At 45.4% G+C, this 17,410-nt stretch carries 13 protein-coding genes; 3 read left to right on the forward strand and 10 right to left on the reverse strand.

Translation table 11 applies throughout. From position 1 onward, the window contains the following. Window positions 1-68 precede the first annotated feature (68 nt). Window positions 69-2,462: a fatty acid cis/trans isomerase gene (locus tag HQQ92_RS19330; protein ID WP_173247769.1), complete on the forward strand. Its 2,394-nt coding sequence runs from the start codon at window positions 69-71 to the stop codon at window positions 2,460-2,462. Between the two features lie 51 nt (window positions 2,463-2,513). Here HQQ92_RS19330 and HQQ92_RS19335 read toward each other — a convergent pair whose 3' ends face one another. From HQQ92_RS19335 to sirA, 10 genes are all read right to left on the reverse strand, one after another. Next, window positions 2,514-4,628 (reverse strand): M13 family metallopeptidase, encoded by a 2,115-nt coding sequence (locus HQQ92_RS19335; protein WP_173247772.1) that lies wholly within the window; start codon window positions 4,626-4,628, stop codon window positions 2,514-2,516. Window positions 4,629-4,863: 235 nt separating this feature from the next. After that, the gene (locus HQQ92_RS19340; RefSeq protein ID WP_105250343.1) at window positions 4,864-6,147 is read right to left on the reverse strand and encodes a winged helix-turn-helix domain-containing protein; all 1,284 of its coding nucleotides are present in this window, start codon (window positions 6,145-6,147) and stop codon (window positions 4,864-4,866) included. Window positions 6,148-6,368: 221 nt separating this feature from the next. Next, entirely contained in the window at window positions 6,369-7,241 is an 873-nt protein-coding gene (locus tag HQQ92_RS19345; protein ID WP_173247777.1) for an ABC transporter permease, read from the reverse strand. Continuing rightward, on the reverse strand, window positions 7,238-8,278 hold the full coding sequence (locus HQQ92_RS19350) for an ABC transporter ATP-binding protein (RefSeq protein WP_173247780.1): 1,041 nt from the start codon (window positions 8,276-8,278) through the stop codon (window positions 7,238-7,240). Before HQQ92_RS19350 ends, HQQ92_RS19345 begins: the two co-directional genes overlap by 4 nt. Beyond that, complete coding sequence (nosD, locus tag HQQ92_RS19355; RefSeq protein WP_173248734.1) at window positions 8,275-9,564, reverse strand: nitrous oxide reductase family maturation protein NosD; 1,290 nt, start codon at window positions 9,562-9,564, stop codon at window positions 8,275-8,277. Before nosD ends, HQQ92_RS19350 begins: the two co-directional genes overlap by 4 nt. Window positions 9,565-9,574: 10 nt before the next feature. Continuing rightward, window positions 9,575-10,066, reverse strand: coding sequence for a nitrous oxide reductase accessory protein NosL (locus HQQ92_RS19360; protein WP_173247783.1), 492 nt, complete (start codon window positions 10,064-10,066; stop codon window positions 9,575-9,577). A gap of 87 nt (window positions 10,067-10,153) precedes the next feature. Then, entirely contained in the window at window positions 10,154-10,834 is a 681-nt protein-coding gene (locus HQQ92_RS19365; protein WP_131524234.1) for a nitrite reductase, read from the reverse strand. Between the two features lie 34 nt (window positions 10,835-10,868). Next, window positions 10,869-11,651 (reverse strand): FKBP-type peptidyl-prolyl cis-trans isomerase, encoded by a 783-nt coding sequence (locus HQQ92_RS19370; RefSeq protein WP_105250349.1) that lies wholly within the window; start codon window positions 11,649-11,651, stop codon window positions 10,869-10,871. An 85-nt stretch (window positions 11,652-11,736) separates the two neighbouring features. After that, a complete protein-coding gene (locus tag HQQ92_RS19375) occupies window positions 11,737-12,177 on the reverse strand; it encodes a rhodanese-like domain-containing protein (protein ID WP_028761786.1) in 441 nt (146 codons plus the stop codon). A 62-nt stretch (window positions 12,178-12,239) separates the two neighbouring features. Next, entirely contained in the window at window positions 12,240-14,303 is a 2,064-nt protein-coding gene (gene sirA, locus HQQ92_RS19380; RefSeq protein ID WP_173247786.1) for a dissimilatory sulfite reductase SirA, read from the reverse strand. A 551-nt stretch (window positions 14,304-14,854) separates the two neighbouring features. Between sirA and HQQ92_RS19385 the strand changes: the two genes are divergently transcribed. Both HQQ92_RS19385 and HQQ92_RS19390 read left to right on the forward strand, forming a co-directional pair. Beyond that, entirely contained in the window at window positions 14,855-16,984 is a 2,130-nt protein-coding gene (locus tag HQQ92_RS19385) for a heme lyase CcmF/NrfE family subunit (protein WP_173247789.1), read from the forward strand. Further along, entirely contained in the window at window positions 16,984-17,403 is a 420-nt protein-coding gene (locus HQQ92_RS19390; RefSeq protein WP_028761784.1) for a cytochrome c-type biogenesis protein, read from the forward strand. Before HQQ92_RS19385 ends, HQQ92_RS19390 begins: the two co-directional genes overlap by 1 nt. Window positions 17,404-17,410: the final 7 nt, after the last annotated feature.

Here is a 17,410-nt window from a genome sequence, read left to right on the forward strand (position 1 = left end):
TAATACTTATCAGTGGGCTAAAAAGCCTAACTCTGCTAAATAGCATGCGGCAAATGAAGGAGCGGTGAATGGGCGCGATAAAAGGGGGATGGAAGAGGTTGTTGTTGGTCACAGTGCTGTTAGCGACGGGTTGTGCCAGCGTAGCGCAAATCGATTTTAATGCTCTGTTTGGCACTAGCTCACCGCAAAAACGTGTCGAAAATGCACAGCTGAACGACCAATTTATTCAACAAGCCGAGTTTGTGCACACACAAGTTGAGCCTATTCTCAATAGCCGCTGCGTGGTATGTCATGCCTGTTACGATGCCCCCTGTCAGTTAAAAATGACCTCAAGCGAAGGTATAGAGCGTGGGGCAAGTAAGGAAAAGGTTTACCAAGGCACACGCTTAGTCGCTGCCACACCTAATCGCTTACTTGTCGATGCCTTTACCCCAGAAGCTTGGCGTCAACGCGGGTTTTACCCCATGCTAAACGAGCGCGATCAAACCCCAGAAGCCAATACCCAAGCCTCGGTATTAGCCAGAATGCTCACGCTTAAGCAAATGCATCCCCTGCCCGAAGACAAGATTTTAGATAAGCGTTTTGATTTCAGCCTAGACAGAGTTCAGCAATGCGCCAGCCTAGAGGAAATGGACAAATACGAGCAAAGCCAGCCCCTTGCAGGTATGCCTTATGGCTTGCCAGCACTGAATGCGAATGAACATCAAGTGTTGATGCACTGGCTCGAGCAAGGTGCGCCACTGCCGTTTGCACAAGCGCTTACACCTGAATTTATTGCAGAAATAACCCTCTGGGAGAAGTTTTTAAACGGCGACAGTTTAAAAAGCCAATTAAGTGCACGCTACATCTACGAGCATTTGTTTGCCTTCCATTTATATTTTGAGTCTTTGAATCAGCCGAACACCCAGCCTTTATTCTTCGAGTTAGTGCGTTCTCGGACGCCGCCGGGGCAAGCGCTGGATATTATCGCCTCCCGTCGTCCCTTCGATGATCCTAAGGTGGAGCGAGTCTATTACCGCTTTCGGCCTTATCGGGCAACCATAGTCGATAAAACCCATATCCCCTACGCTTTGAATACCGGCTTGCTGGATAACTGGCAACAATGGTTTATCGATGCGGATTACTCAGTCACTCAACTGCCGAGCTACAAGCCGAGCGTTGCGGCCAATCCCTTTGAAGCTTTTATTCAAATTCCTGCCAGTGCGCGCTATCGATTTATGCTGACCCGCGCCCAAGATACCATTATGGGCTTTATCAAAGGCCCAGTGTGCCGTGGTCAGGTGGCGCTCAATGTCATTAACGATAGATTCTGGGTGTACTTTGTGACTCCAGATTATATGGACGACACTGACTTTAGCGCCTTTTACCATTCCCAACTTGAAAACCTACGTATGCCAGCGGAGGAAGAAAGCACTGCACTCGCCGTAACTTGGGTGAAATATGCCGCCAAACAAGGCAAATATATGCGGGCGCGTAATCAGTTCTTGAACGAGAAATTCAAAAACGGCCAGCACCTCACTATCGACGGACTCTGGGATGGCGACGACACCAATGATAATGCCAGCCTGACAGTGCTACGCCACTTCGACAATGCCACAGTGGTCAAAGGCTTAGTCGGCGAACCGCCCAAAACGGCTTGGATTATCGATTATGCCTTGCTGGAGCGTATCCACTATTTATTGGTCGCGGGTTTCGATGTTTATGGTAACTACGGCCACCAGCTATTAACTCGCTTATACATGGATTTTTTACGGATGGAGGGGGAATCGAATTTCCTGACCCTATTGCCGCAGGAGGAAAGACGCAAGCAGTTGAGTGATTGGTATCAAGGGGCAGGTACTCAGCTCACGGCCTTTATCGCAGGGGATATCAACACCTTTCATCAGCCTACGGGCGTACTCTACTTTAGCGACGATCTAAAGGGCGAGCTGTATCAAAAACTCGGACAGAAGGTTGCTAAGGTTCAACCCAATCGATATTACATAGAAAACAGCAGCTTGCAAATACATAGCAAAGCACTTTTACACACATTAGATCGATTAAAAGGCACACAAGCGACCCTGTTACCTGAACTAACCATGATCATGGTCGAACCTGAAAAAGCGGGTAAAGCTGAGATATTTACCTTAGTTCGCAATAGCGCCCATCGGAATATTTCGAGCCTGTTTAATGAGGCGAGTAACCGCGAACCCGCTAAAGATGATGTCACTTTAGTGCATGGCTTATTGGGTAGTTATCCTGAGGCATTTTGGCGAGTGAAAGAACAAGACTTGCCTAACGTCGTGGCGACAATAGAGAAAATGCAAACTGAAAAAGACTATGAAGCACTGTTAGATATGGTGGGTGTACGCCGTACTGATCCGAAGTTTTGGGCCTTTAGTGACAAACTCAATCAGATCTTTTTCGACAATCACCCGATAGAAAGTGGGTGGCTGGATTACAACCGACTGCAAAATCGTTAATAAAAAGGGGAACGTTAGTGTTCCCCTTCCTTTCAAATCAACCCAGTAAACTTACCAGATCTTAACGCGATCTTCAGGGGCTAAATACAGCTTGTCGCTAGGCTTAACATCGAATGCAGTATACCAAGCATCTAAGTTACGCACGGTCAGCGCGCGATACATGCCGGGGGCATGTCCATCGGTTGCCACCCGAGCACGCAGGGCTTCGTCACGCATCTTAGTGGCCCAGGTTTGCACAAAGCCGATAAAGAAGCGTTGATCACCCGTAAAGCCTCCAATCACTGGCGCATCTTTGCCTTTAAGCGAGGCGTGGTAAGCATCATAAGCGGCGGCTAAACCTGCTACGTCGGCAATGTTTTCACCTAAGGTCAACTTACCATTCACGTGTAAATCAGGGAAAGGCGCATAGGCATCAAACTGCTGCGCTAACGCATCGCCTTGCTTATCAAATTGAGCAAAGTCAGCGGGCGTCCACCAGTTACGCATAGCACCAGTCGAGTCAAAGGCCGCACCATTGTTATCAAAACTATGGCTGATTTCATGGCCAATCACAGCGCCAATCGCGCCATAGTTGTAAGCGGCATCGGCCTTAGCATCGAAGAATGGCGGTTGCAAAATACCCGCTGGGAAGTTAAGCGCATTCTGCACGGGCAAATTCACCGCATTCACCACTTGCGGCGTCATCCACCACTCGCCTTTATCCATTGGTTTGCCAATCTTGGCTAACTGATGGCTGTACTCCACTTTTTCGCCATTGATGGCATTGGCGTAGGCATTGGTCGCAGTCACTGCATAGCTGTCGTAATTGCGCCATTTGTCGGGATAACCCACGCCCACCGCCATCGTTGCCACTTTTGCTAGGGCTTCTTTCTTGGTTGAAGGGTCCATCCAATCGAGTTTTTCCACTCGCTGACCGAAGGCGGTCACTATGTTATCCACCATAGTGCTGACTTCTGCTTTGGCCGAAGCAGGGAAATATTGCTCGGCATAGGCATGGCCTACGGCATCACCTAAATATTGGTCGAGTGCTGCTAAGGCACGTTTATCGCGGCTGCGCTGCTCTGGCGTGCCAGAAAGCTTAGTGCCATTAAAAGCAAACGAAGCGTTGTCGATAGCCGATGGCAACACATCAGCATGGCTGTTGATATGGTGGAACACGAGCCAATCTTTCCATGCTTCTAAAGGCTCTGAGGCCACAAGCGCAGAAAGTCCCGTAATCGCCGTTGCATGGTAGGCCGCAAATTTAGGCTGATTGCCCAGTTGCGCCGCCGCTAGAAAGGCAGTCCAATCGATGCCCGGTGCTTTGGCATCAAAGTCAGCACGGCTCCATACACCCGAAGACTGAGTAAAATCTTCGCTTGCTTCACGGCTGGCGTGGGCTGCGGCAATCTTGTTTTCAAGGGCGAAAATACGATCGGCACGGACAGCGGCATCGCTCACACCCGCATCTTTGAGCAAGGTTTCAATGTAAGCGCGGTAAGCGGTGCGAATGTCGACCATTTTAGGATCGGCAGACAGGTAATATTCACGCTCAGGTAAGCCTAAACCGCCCTGTAAAAAGTAAGGTAAGACTTCGCCCGGCGTGGCTAAACCTTGGGTGACGAAGATCCCAAATAGGTTTTCGGTATAAAAGTCAGTCGCGTTGAGAGGGTCGACATCGGCGCGCAGATTTCCGCCTAACGCCGCAGATAAATCCTGCTTGCTCGCAATGGCCTCATAACGGGCAATATCCGCCTCGGCAGGCTTCATTCCTGCGGCATCAATAGCGGCGGTATCTGTGTAAGCCTTGTAGAAATCGGCGATACGCGCTTCGTCGCTTCCCGCCGTATGTTGCGCTTTCACCAGATCGGCAATCAAACTGGTTTTATGCTTTTCGGTTGCTTCAAAGGCAACGAGGAAAGCGCCAGTGCTGGAGCGATCGGCTGGGATCATCGTCGTTTTCATCCATTCGCCATTGGCGTAGGTATAAAAATCATCCCCTGGTTTTACCGTTGGCGTCATAGCCGCGACATTAATGCCAATCGGCATTTGAGCCGCAACGTCTTGACTTTTTAGCGCGTTTTCGCTGGTTTTTACGGTGTTTTCTGTGGTGTTATCACTGCAAGCAGTGAGCCCAGCCAGTACTGAAGTTGATAGTAATAGCACGGGAATAAGACGGTCCGACATGAATGACTCCTCTCTTTTTTATTATTGTATTTATCTTGTGATGATTAGGTTTGGCAGTGTAACTGGCACTGAATGAAGAAGTAAAACAAAGCCAATTTTTATGATAGAAAGTTAATGCAAACAATTTGAGCCAGACGCTTAAACACGCAGCTTAGTATCATCACGACCGCGCTCAACTGCAGGCACAAAAAAGCCGACACTATGTCGGCTTAATCAAGTCTGGCTAATGACTGCTCTATAATTTGATCTGAGTGTACTGAGTCCACGCAAGTACTTGTCCCATCTGAGGAATGATCCATACTGCCGTGTGCTCATTTTGATAAACACGATAATAAAATAAATCTTCATCACGGATATCATGCTTACGAATTTCACGGTAGAACTGCATAGCAGAATGGCTGACTTCATCCGGTTTTGTCAGTTCTTTTTGTAACACTTTAACGTGAAAAACATCGACTTTAAGGTCATCAATTGTGGTCTGGTACTGCTCAAACTCACCGCGGATAGTGTATTTAATCGGCGTCGTTAAACAATCTTGATCTGTAATACAGGAGGTTGAATAAAACTTACCCTTATTTTGCCCTTCATAGACCAGAGACATACTGAGATCGTTACGAACTAAGAGTTCGCCCGCGACGGGAAAATAAATATCCGCATGGTAATTATGCTCAAGTAGCTCACCCATTCCTTTATCATCCGCAGGGAGGACAATACGGTTATAGCGAATGCGCTGCTCCATTATTTGGCTCAGCGGAATGAACTCCGCCATATTTAATCCTGCGGGTTTTGCATCTATCGCCGTGACATTGATGATGCCGTGACCACTGCAGGCATCGGCGTCCAGCTCAGGGCAAATCGCCATCGAATAATTTTTGCCATCTGTTGAGGTAAACGCACTGAAGTAATTAAGGTTATTGATGTGATTTCCCTCTGGCGCTAAATGTTTTTGCCACCATGAAGGATGTAAACGATCCTCATCACCAATATAGAAGGTTCGTGCCGTCCCCAGCGTGCCACCAATATTGAGGCTGATATATTTATCGGCATGCCATTTAGCCACCTGTTTAACCACCGCATGATGGTCGCTCACATACCAAACGATTGCCAAGATAGCGCACAAGAGGGCAATACCAGCAACTTTAGTCCAAACCGACACCCCCACTAAGGCATCACGAATTGCATTCGCATCATTGATCGCCAGCATCTTTACATGGGATTGTTCAGAGATATGCAATTGATAACCGCGGCGTGCCACGGTTTTAAGCTGCACTTCGGTATAGGGTTCGAGCTTTTTACGTAAGGTACTGATGCATTGTGTTAAAGAGGTAGGAGCAACCACCCTTTCAGGCCAGCCGACCTGCAGCAATTCTTCCTTAGTAAAAATGGCATTCGTGGATGATAACAGCAGCACTAATAAGGCCGTTTCGGAAAAAGTCAGGCTGATGGTTGTCCCATTCACATGATCGACTAATTCCTTAGCCTGTTCATCTAACATTAAATAAGATGTGATTTTATGCATGTTAAACGCCTGAAAGATCAGCCAATACTGATAAAGTTTGATTACACTAACAACATGCAATCATCATGTGACATTGTTTCTTTCCAAGAAAACGATGATATGCAATCACCAAGTCAAGATGGTTAATTTTACCTTTTAACAACATATAAGAGTGTGACTCTATACTCAGTTTAGTCATTGTTTAATAAGTACAAAGTTAGACTAATACAGAGGTCGCTAAACTAGATTTCTTGGTATTTAAAGATCCAAGAACAACACAAAAGTAATGCACCAATCCAGCCACCCAGCAAACCATACATTAAGGGTAAGCCCAGCCCAGTTTGAGCAAGCAGAGTGAGACTACTTTTAGCCGCGAGTGTATCCGAGGGAGTCGCGAGTAAATTTAAAGCACGGAACAGATCAGTGGGGTTCAACAAAATCAGTAGATTGAATACAGTACGATTAAACATCTCACTCATTCCAACCACAGCACTGAGTAAAATCAGATCATAAACCAGCACAAGCACAAACCATAAAATGAGTAATATCCCCAGTGCCTTAGCTTTTTCTCGCACACACAAACTAATCCAATAACCCAAGAGCACGAACACTAATGACAGCAAAATACTGCTCATAATCAAATGGCTAAACCCGATCGCTATGGATAACTGGGCCTGAGTATCGCCCAGTGATATCAGTATTAATCCTGTTAAACCAAAGCCCAAAATGCAGGCAATGGTCATCACGCAGGCATGGCCTAAAAACTTGCCGCACACCAGATGCCAACGTGCTAATGGATAGGTCAGCAGTAACAGCAGAGTGCCGGATTCTTTTTCACCAACAAAGCTGTCATAACTCAATAAAATCGCACCTAAAGGGAGCATAAATACCGATAAAGTGACTAACCCAGAGAGGATCTGGGCAGGCTCAAATACCACTAAGTTGCCGGACACAGCGCTGCCCATAAAACTCACACACAGAGATAGCAGCAACAAGATTCCCGCCATCATCCATAACCAACGATTACGTAAATTATCCTTAAACTCTTTGGCGGCTATGGTGCTCACTATGCTCAGAGCACTTAAACTATGGTGCAAAACCTCGGAACGGTTCATAGGACTGATTCCAAATTAATCGCCTGATTTATATCTGTTATATTAATAGTCTTTGTGGGCATTGTTGGCGACTGAAGGGGGCAAAGACTTTCCATGTAATGATGAAACACACTCTGCAAACTAGGAGGTTCAATAGAAAAATCCCCCGCGGGCACTTTTTGTAATAAGTGATTTAACACGGCTGACTTTTGTTCCTGTGGCACGGCTAGTATGAGTCCCTGCCCCGCATTTGCCTTAACACATGCCGCTAAAATGGGATCTGCTAGCAATGCTTGCCTTTGAGTATTAGATAGAAAATGCAACAAGATATGATTTGGCAACTGAGTCGCTGCCCTCAGGGAGGTTAAGCTTCCCGAAGCTAACATTCGTCCTCTACCTAAGATCAAAGCGCGATCCATCTGATCTTGTACTAATCCCAACTCATGGGTACTGATAATAATGGCGCAGCCCTGCGCCCTGAGCTGAGCGATTTTTTGATACAGGAAAGCCGATGCCAAGGGATCTAAGCCAACTGTCGGTTCATCGAGTAACAGTACCTTAGGCTCAGCCAATATCGCCTGCGCGAGCCCAAGACGTTGCCGCATCCCCTTAGAAAAAGTACTCAAACGCTTATCTTTAGCAGCCTCTAAACCAAATTCATAAAGTAATTCATGCACTTTAGGCAAGGCAATGCCCTTAAGCTTAGCAAAATATCGCAGCAGCTCATTGGCGGTCATATTGTCATAAAAACTCACATTTTCAGGTAAATAGCCTAAGGACAAACTCTGTCTGGCATTCATACTTCCGACACTATGACCTTGAACTTGGAGCAGACCACTTGTGGGGGTAAGTAATCCCAAAATAAGCTTGAGTAACGTAGATTTACCCGCACCATTATGCCCAAGGAGTGCGATCACTTGACCCGCTAATACCTCAAAACTCACATCATCCAGTGCCTTAAACTTGCCATAGCATTTACTGATATTTGTCGCTTTAACAACCACATCTGCACTCGCTATAGGCTTACTTACTGAGCAGGTCAAAGTTTGATGATTCATCGCGAACCTCCATCAATCAGTACGTGCGCGCCACTTTGCATTAGTGGAAAACTATCACTTATACCGCTCGTCACTTGGGGCTGAAATTGGCGTTCCACCCAACGTAGTAGTAAAACAACGGGGCTTTCCATCAACAGTTTGGCTTCAGGATAAAGCCAAAACAGTTTATCTAAACTGTCATTCGGCCTATGGACAATATCCCCTAATCCATCGCCATTCAGATCCCAACCTTGATATTCCGACCAGTAATTCCCCTGCCCCTGATAACTCCATTCAAGTTGAGTTTCTCCGACATATTTGACTTGGGTTTGATTGGCCATAATACGATTATGCCAAAGGCGATTTTCCTCTCCGCCCATGGCCATACTGATCCCGGTATCGCTGTGGCTAAACTCGTTATCTTGAATACGGTTATGTTGAGCGGCGTAAATAAAAATACCTTTCCCCTCATTGCCAAGCTCCACAGTGCCCTTAGGGTTATGGATTTGACTCGCAACATTGGCTTGCACATGGGATGCCTCAGTAATGTTGAGTAAAATGCCAAAGTCCCGCGCCTGAGTCACACGGTTGTGGTGCAGGTAAATATGGGTTGAATTCATTAGGGCATAACCGCCATCGACGGCAATCGCTTGGTTTTGCCACGCTTCGTCGGCTTGGGTATACATATAGTGAATGCCATATTGCAGCTTAGTGAATTGATTTTCATAAATGCGGCTGTGGGTCACGGACTCTAAATACACACCATCACGGACAAAAATCAGCTGATTTCGGTCAATTTGTGGCGAATTAACATGCTTAAGATAAATGCCATCACCCCGATCAAGCACATGAATGGCACCGTTGCCACTAATACTATTGTCCGTGATGGTGGGCGAGTTTAGCTGTTCGCCATAAATACCAAAACCATCACCCACCAAGCGGTTTCCCTTAATCAGCACATTATCCGCCCCTTTTTTGAGTAAAATGGCGGCATCACGGTAATACAGATCCCGTCCCCAGTGGCGGATATTGAGCCCCTCAATACTCACCTGAGGCGCCTCAATGACCAACGCACTGCCTTGGCGCAGTGCATCTAATGTCGCGCCCATTTCCCCCTTTAGCGAAATGGATTTCGTCACCTTAAAGGAGCCTTCATACACCCCAGTGGCTAGCACTAAGGTGTCACCTACTTGGGCTTTGTTAAGGGCAAGGGTGAGTGAATCTGTATCTGTTACCCGAATGAGTGCTGCCCAACTAGCAAAAGAGGCAAAACACAGCAGCCCAATCAGCAATAGACGCAGCTTCATCATCACAACCTTATTTATCACCCGCGAGCAGTTCTAGGGTGATGTCATCAAATCTCAGCACTCGGCCACCGTATTCCTTAGCAAAGGCTTCGGCGGCAGCTTTGGTACTAAAAGGGGCAACGGCAGGTCCCATCACAGCTTTCTTAGTCGTACCGTAAACATAGAAGGCATTTTGAGCATCAATAAAGGCGCCATCGTCAGGTTGTTCCCAATCGGTCGTGCCCGCGTCATGCACCATCATGTAATCAATTTGTCTTTTATTTTCAGGCTGTAATGCAAAGTTGAACATATCGCGAGCCGAACAAAACTTAGGTACCGATTTCTCAGCCTTGAGGTGCACTTGCCCTTTAGGTCCGGGATATTTAGTGATCACCATGCCACATAAATGACAACGGTCATGCTCGTGGATCATCTCGGCTTTATGAACATGGTCTGTGGCCTCGCTTTTATTACAGCCAAATAGCAAGGGCACTAACAGCAACAATGCATAGTATTTCTTCATCCTATTTATCCTTTTATTAAAATATCAACGCCTCGCCAGATTCCTTGCAGGGACAGATCTTTACGGCGAGGGTTGATAGAACGGGTTTCATCTTTCATTCATTTTGCTTTGTGCTTTTGCAATCGCATTATCGATTGCTTCACGGTTGATACTGTCCCCATTGTGTTTGAGCAGGAGCTGCCAATGGTCAATGGCCTTTTGGTTACGAGCATGCAAGTAAGCATCTGCCGCGAGTAACATATGGGTTTGAGGCTCAAAGGGAGAGAGTGCTAATGCTTTGGCAATCACCTCTTGGGTTTCAGGTGTCATTTGCCGAAGCTCACGGTAATAAAGCGCGTTAGCTTTTGCCCCTAACACTTCGGCATCTTCTCCCCCTATTTCGAGTAATTTATCTAAGGTCAGCACCGCATCTGAGTACAAACCTCCCGCATTGTAAGCCTGAGCTAATGACATAAGTGCCAAGGTGTTTTGCGGCTCACTCTGAGCCCAACGACTGGCTTTGGTGATCTCAGCCACCACTAAATAATCAATATTTTCATCAATCCGACCTTGATCCCAATCTCTAAAACGGCCTGTTTGACTGTAGATAGCAAGGGTCAGCAGCACTAGGACGATTCCCATCGCAAAGGGCACCTTGCTCGACATGTTTGGCAACTGTGCGATTCCCATGACTAGGTTTAGACGCATGTGCTGCCAGTAAATGTAAGCAATAAACAACAGTAAACTGATGCCAATGCCTAGTCCTAAGCTCACCATTCCAGTCTCCATTTCACTCTCCAAACAACTCGTTTTAGGAGCCTGATTAACCGTGTGCAGGCATCATCTTTTTATTTTTCATCTCTTTCATTTCGCTGGGTTTCTCAATATTTTTCAGTTCAATTTCAAAGATAAGTGCTGACTCTGGAGGGATAATACCTACGGCTTCAGTGCCATAGGCAAGGCTTGCTGGTACCACAAAACGGTATTTAGACCCCACAGGCATCAACTTTAATCCCTCTTCCCAAGCGGGGATCACCGACATTAATGCAAAGCGAGTGGGCTCTTTACGTCCAACCGTATTTTCAAACTCAGTCCCATCGATAAGAGTGCCAACATATTCCACTGTGACCACATCTTCTGGATTGGGTTTATGACCTTTACCTTGGGTTAAGACTTCATATTGAAGACCAGAGGCGGTGACTTTAACGCCAGACTTTTTTTGATTTTCAGCAAGATATGCCGCACTTGCCTTTTTAGTTTCTGCCATTTGTTTTTCAGCAACGACAGTTCTTGCGGCATTGAGTTGTTCTGCTCTTTGGTTCAGGTAGGTCAGCACTTCTTCGTCGGTTAATTGCTGTTTATCTTTAAGCGCATCCACAAAACCTTGCACGACTAAGTCGACATTCACCTCTGAACCCAATTCAACTTGGTTGTAGACTTGACCAGAAATGTAATTACCAATAGAAGCGCCAATGCTGTAAGAGGTTTTATCTGCATCGGTTTTCAAACTTGTGCCAGCAAAACTGGCTACCGAAACAAATAATGCGGCGCAGGTCGCCACTGTGATGCTTTTGGGGATAAAAGAAGTTGGCATACGTGTTTTCATTTTATGTTCTCTACAATGTTAACCCTGTGGGTTTCGCCTTTTGGCCCTGCAAACCAAACCGATAAAACATCGGTCCTGTGTGTTACTAAGGTTTTTCTGTTACTCGACCTGACATACGCCAGCCATAAATACCATCGGCCATATGACGCACACCTGTGTAACCTAGCTTCATGGTTTCTCTCGCCGCCATATTGCTGCTAGTGCAAAGGCGGTTAGCGCAGTAAAACACCATGACTGCATCTTTATTCTTTGGAAGTAACTCTCTCCAATTCTGAACATTGAAAAAAACTGCTCCGGGGATAAAACCTTCTGCCCATATCTCCAGTGTATTTACGTCGAAAAAATAAACGCCTTGCTTGCCGACTAAGGTTTCCGCTTCCATCATCGAAATGGGATTTAATTGGATTTCGTTATAGGGCACTTCAGACATTTCTGAGCCACCACCGGCGATGACTGGCATCGCAGTCACGCCTAAGGCCAACACCATCAATATTCGGCTTACACTTTGACGAAGCATGTTATGCATAATTAGGCTCTCATATTCCCCGACACCCAAAGGTGTCGGGGATAACTAGGACTCAAGTTAAACTATATTTTCTTCGCACTCAGCGCATTACTATCAATAATGGCTTGGGCTTGGGTCACATAGGTCAAGGCGGCATCTAAGCGTTTTTGTGAGTAACGCGCACCATGAACACCCCATGAACCATCGGCTTTAATCAGCTTGAGGACATCTTGAGCTTTATCGGTCAACAACAGCACTTGTGTCTTATCTTCTACCGATAACTTCGCCATATTGGGCGACTTATCGATGCTAATAAGGGCTTTTTCTACTTTGGCATAGGTTTCTTTCACTGGTTTTTGCCACTTCTGAACTTTGCCGTAGATTTGCTGTTGATCTTTAAAGTGCAGACCCTCACCCAACTTAGATTGGAATTGGCTATGGCAACCTTTGTTATCCACTACATCGTGATCAGAAGCGGAAGTACGAGCACAGGTCCACATGAGATCGAGGTAGTTATGGCCATTTTCGTCCTTCGCCACAGTCCAGCCCTTAGTGGATGAGTCGCGAGACTTACCTTCAGGTGGGTTAAGCGTCTTACGCAATGGATCGACATCGATTTTCCACATGTGCGACTTACGAACGTTGTCGAAACCGGCCATATCAGGGAACTGGATCGCGGTGAAGTTTTCACAACTACCCATGTTTGGCATGTGACAGCTTTGACAAGTTTGTTTACTGTGGGTCTTGGTATTACTCGCAATTTCAGCCTGTGCCGTATGGCAATCGGTACATTCTTTGATGAGTTTTGGTTTAGTAATACCGGATTTCCAATCACCATCAGTCACTTCGTGTGGATCATGACAGGTAGAACAACGCATACCCTTATCGTAGTGAGATGAGGCAAACATTTGCGAACCTTCTGTACCACAAGATGGGCACGAAGATTTCATCTTCACGTTAAAGGCATATTCCAGTTTTTCTTTACCCTGTGGGGTTTGCGCAAGTTCTTCTACGAAGTTAAAACGCTGGTGACAACGCTCACAGTTAGAAGGCATACCACCACCGATACCGCCGTCTAAATGACCACCTGCGCCATGACACTCTTCACAGGTAATACCGAGTGACACTGTATGTTTTTGTAGCTCTTTAGGATTACCAAGGGCTGCAAAAAACTCATCTTTAGTTTTAAAATCAAACTTAAAGGTGTGGCACATTTCGCAATAGGAACTCGCAGGTTGGAATAAGAATTCCTTCTCGTATTTAGCACCATAGGAGCTCATACCCCACTGGTGTGAACCACTCGCGCCAAAATCTTCCATTTTAGTTGGAAATTCAGGAATAACTTTCTGAATTTTCTTCGCCATTTCAGGGGTTAACCATTCAGCCCAACCACGGGAGAATTGGTTACCACCGGCGACCATAGTGCCAGTACCATCTTTGAGTAAACCGTCTTTCACATGGAAAGTACCGCGTACTAAGTAGCTATCGATAAAGCCGTATTTGGTTCTTGGTGTTCCCACCGTCGCATAAATTGCATCAGGGGTAATGCCGTCTGGCAGGATAGAAGTATCCTTAGTGCCATACATGGTTTTGTTTAAATCGTTATCGACTTCGGGATGACTCCCCGGGAAACGTAAGGTTTTTGAATGGCGTGAACGTTTCCACTTTTCATATTGTGGACCGTGGCACTCACCACATTTTTCAGGACCAACAAACTTATTTGGGAAATCCAAAATCGACTTGGCACCGAGTCGATATTGCAATGCCATAGGGCGATTGCCCTCTTGATGTTGGCTATATTTTTGGCTATCACCACCGTGTAAGTATTCTTCACCACGGTCACTGACCTTATAGGTTCCTTTTAAACGACCTTGCTCGGCATATTTAAATACCGGATGATTTTCAAAAAGAAAATCAAACAACTCTTTTTCCTGAACAATATAATCCTGCAGTGTTCTTACACCACGGGATTCTAGTGTTAGATCGGGATTAGCCATAATTCCCTGAGCTTCCGCACTCTGTTGTTTATTACCATAGCCAGGCTTTACCTCGCCCGGTTTAGCATCGGATGCTATTCCGGCCACACTGACGATAGTACCTAAACAAAACAGCACGCTGAGTGCTATTTTGGATTTCCATCGTTTCATCATTCACTCCTAATTATCATTAGTTTTTTATTTTCTACTGAACCTAACTGCTCACTGAACGACATAAACAATTGACCAGTTACAGCATGGTGGAGGCAAAAAACCATTAAAAATCAGAGCTAGAGCACACTAAATTCCCGCTGATAAATCAAGATGAATAAAATCAATTAAAACAAATTAAATACAATAACTTACAAAATTAATGTCATTTATTTTTTTAGAAGTTAAAAAGCACATTTCAGTTATAAAAAAAACTAAAAAATTCATTTTACTTTTCAAAAAACATCAAGCGTAAAAAGGAATGATTTAATAACGGATAAGATCACATTATTAAATACAAAACTCGACTAATCTTAAAATCAACAGTGATTAAAGCTTGTGATTAAACTGACTTTTCCCAATAAGGTCTTATATTTAAATTTAAAATCACAAGAAAATAACTCAAGTTTCTGAGCGAATTTAATAAAAATCAGCATGTGAAAATAACACGGGTAAAATAGCCAACTGTAAACACTATATTACCGCGACCACATTATTCTAAGGCATAATAAATGACAACTATGCTTCCAGAAATTGGACATATATTACTGATCATCAGTAGCGTATTGGCATTATTTTCTGCAGCACTGACCTTAATCGGTGTTAAGCAGAATAATGCTTATCTAGTGGGATTAAGCCCTACACTCTTTAGAGCCATATTTACCTCAGTATTTGTTTCACTTCTTTGCTTAATTTATTGCTTTATGACTGATGATTTTTCTGTTGCTTATGTCGCAAACCACTCGAATAGCCAATTAGCATTGGGTTATAAAGTGGCCGCAGTTTGGGGCAGCCACGAAGGGTCAATGCTGTTTTGGATATTTGCGATTGCCCTTTGGGGGGCGATCATCAGTTATCGCATAAAGATGGCGGATTGCACTCAAGATAAGGCCAGCGATAAATACCAAGACGCCCTATATTTTGCGAGGCTGTTGGCCATTTTGGCATTAGTGATCCTTGGTTTTAACTTATTTTTACTCTTTACCTCTAATCCCTTTGCCCGCTTATTACCTAACATTCCGATTGAAGGGCGAGATCTTAACCCCATTTTGCAAGACATAGGACTCATACTGCATCCGCCCATGCTCTTTCTTGGTTATGTTGGCCTCACAGTTTGCTTTGCCGCAGCGTTAGCATCACTGCTCGGTGGTGGTTTTAATACTCGTCAAATTAACTATTTACGACCTTGGGTATTATTAGCGTGGGTGTTTCTAACGGGCGGAAATGCCTTTGGATCTTGGTGGGCCTATAACGAACTGGGTTGGGGTGGTTGGTGGTTTTGGGATCCGGTAGAAAATGCCTCCTTTATTCCTTGGCTTGTGGCAACAGCATTAGTGCATTCCCTCATTCTCACTCAACGTACTCATGGCTTTAAACTCACGACTTTACTGCTGTGCTTATTGGCATTCTCACTCAGTTTACTCGGCAGCTTTTTGGTGCGTTCCGGCATAGTGCAATCGGTACATGCCTTTGCCGCCGATCCGACCCGTGGCATGTCAATCCTCTGCTTATTAGTGATTTTTGTTGGGGCTGCGTTACTCATTTTTGCACTCAAAGCCCACCATTTAAAACAGGATGTGACTTTCGCGCTTTTCAGTAAGGAAACACTGTTACTGCTCGGGATCGTTATCTTAGTCGTAGCAGCGTTTTCCGTATTACTCGGTACATTTTACCCTTTGATCTATGAGCTACTCGATTTAGGTACACTTTCAGTGGGTGCCCCTTATTTCAACGCTATATTTGTCCCCCTCACTTTCTTGCTTGTCCTGTTAATGGGCATTGCGCCCTTAGTGCAATGGCAAATAGTGCAATGGCAAATAGCGCAATGGCAAATAGTGCAATGGCAAAATGCCTCAAAGACTCGTATTACTTTCCTGCTCATTCCTAGCCTAGTGATATTAGCCGTCGCAGGCTGGGTAAGCTTACAGGCCGCCTCGGGCAGTAGCTTATTTTTACTCCTTGGCACTGCCGCAGCACTTTGGTTGCTGGTGTGTTTATTGCTCACAATATTGGCAGCCTCGGGATTGGGTAGACGAGTATATACCCGTCAATTAACCCAAAACCGCAGTGAGCACGACTTAAATCCTCCCGTTAAATTATCAAAACAAGGGTTTATAGCCATGCTATTCGCCCACTTTGGGGTGGCTATCACTATTATTGGTGCAACATCCGTCTCCTTTTTTGAACAGGAAGCCCTACTGCGAATGGGGCCTGGTCAAGGTAAGCCTTTAGCGAGTTATGTCTTAGTTTATGAAAGCACTGAGAATGTTGAAACGAGTAGCTTTACCGCCATTCAGGCCAATATCAGTATCCGCGATGGTGCGAATGATGAAGTGATCCTCGGTTACGTTAGGCCGCAACGCCAAACCTTTAAAAGCAATGGGATGGAAATGTCCCACGCGGGTATCGATCATGGATTCTGGCGGGATATTTATGTGTCTATGGGGCTGCAATTAAGTGACAGCGAATACCTTATCCGCATCAGCTATAAACCCCTTGCGAGTTGGATCTGGCTGGGCGCCCTATTTATGATGCTAGGTGGAGCGATTGCCGCTTGGCCTACTCGCCATTTTAGCTACCAAGCTGATTTAACAACCTTAGGTAACCTATCCCATCACAAACCACAGGAGACACTTGCCTAATGAATCCAATATTGCGCTTTTTAGTCTTACTGCTCCCTATCACCTTATGTGGAATAGGGATCCCATGCTTATCCGTTGCGCAAGCTCAGCCCATATCAAGCCTTTCCTACCAGCAACAGGCAATAGATATCAGTAAAGTGCTGCGTTGCCCTATGGCGACGAATCAAAGCCTATTTGAATCACAGGCGCCAATCGCCCACGAGCTCAAAGCACAAATATTCTCGATGCTGGAACAGGGGCAAAACCAAGATGAGATTATCGATTTTATGGTGCAACGCTATGGTCAAAAAATCCGTTATCAACCTGAATTTAAAGCCTCCACCTTCGCACTTTGGTTTGGGCCACTGCTGTTATTAGTGCTTGGTGTTGGGTTGTGTCTCGCATTGGTAACCCGTAGAAAAACACAAACGACTATTTAAAAGTAAA

The sequence above is a fragment of the Shewanella sp. DC2-4 genome (genome assembly GCF_013248875.1).
Lineage (GTDB): Bacteria > Pseudomonadota > Gammaproteobacteria > Enterobacterales > Shewanellaceae > Shewanella > Shewanella oncorhynchi.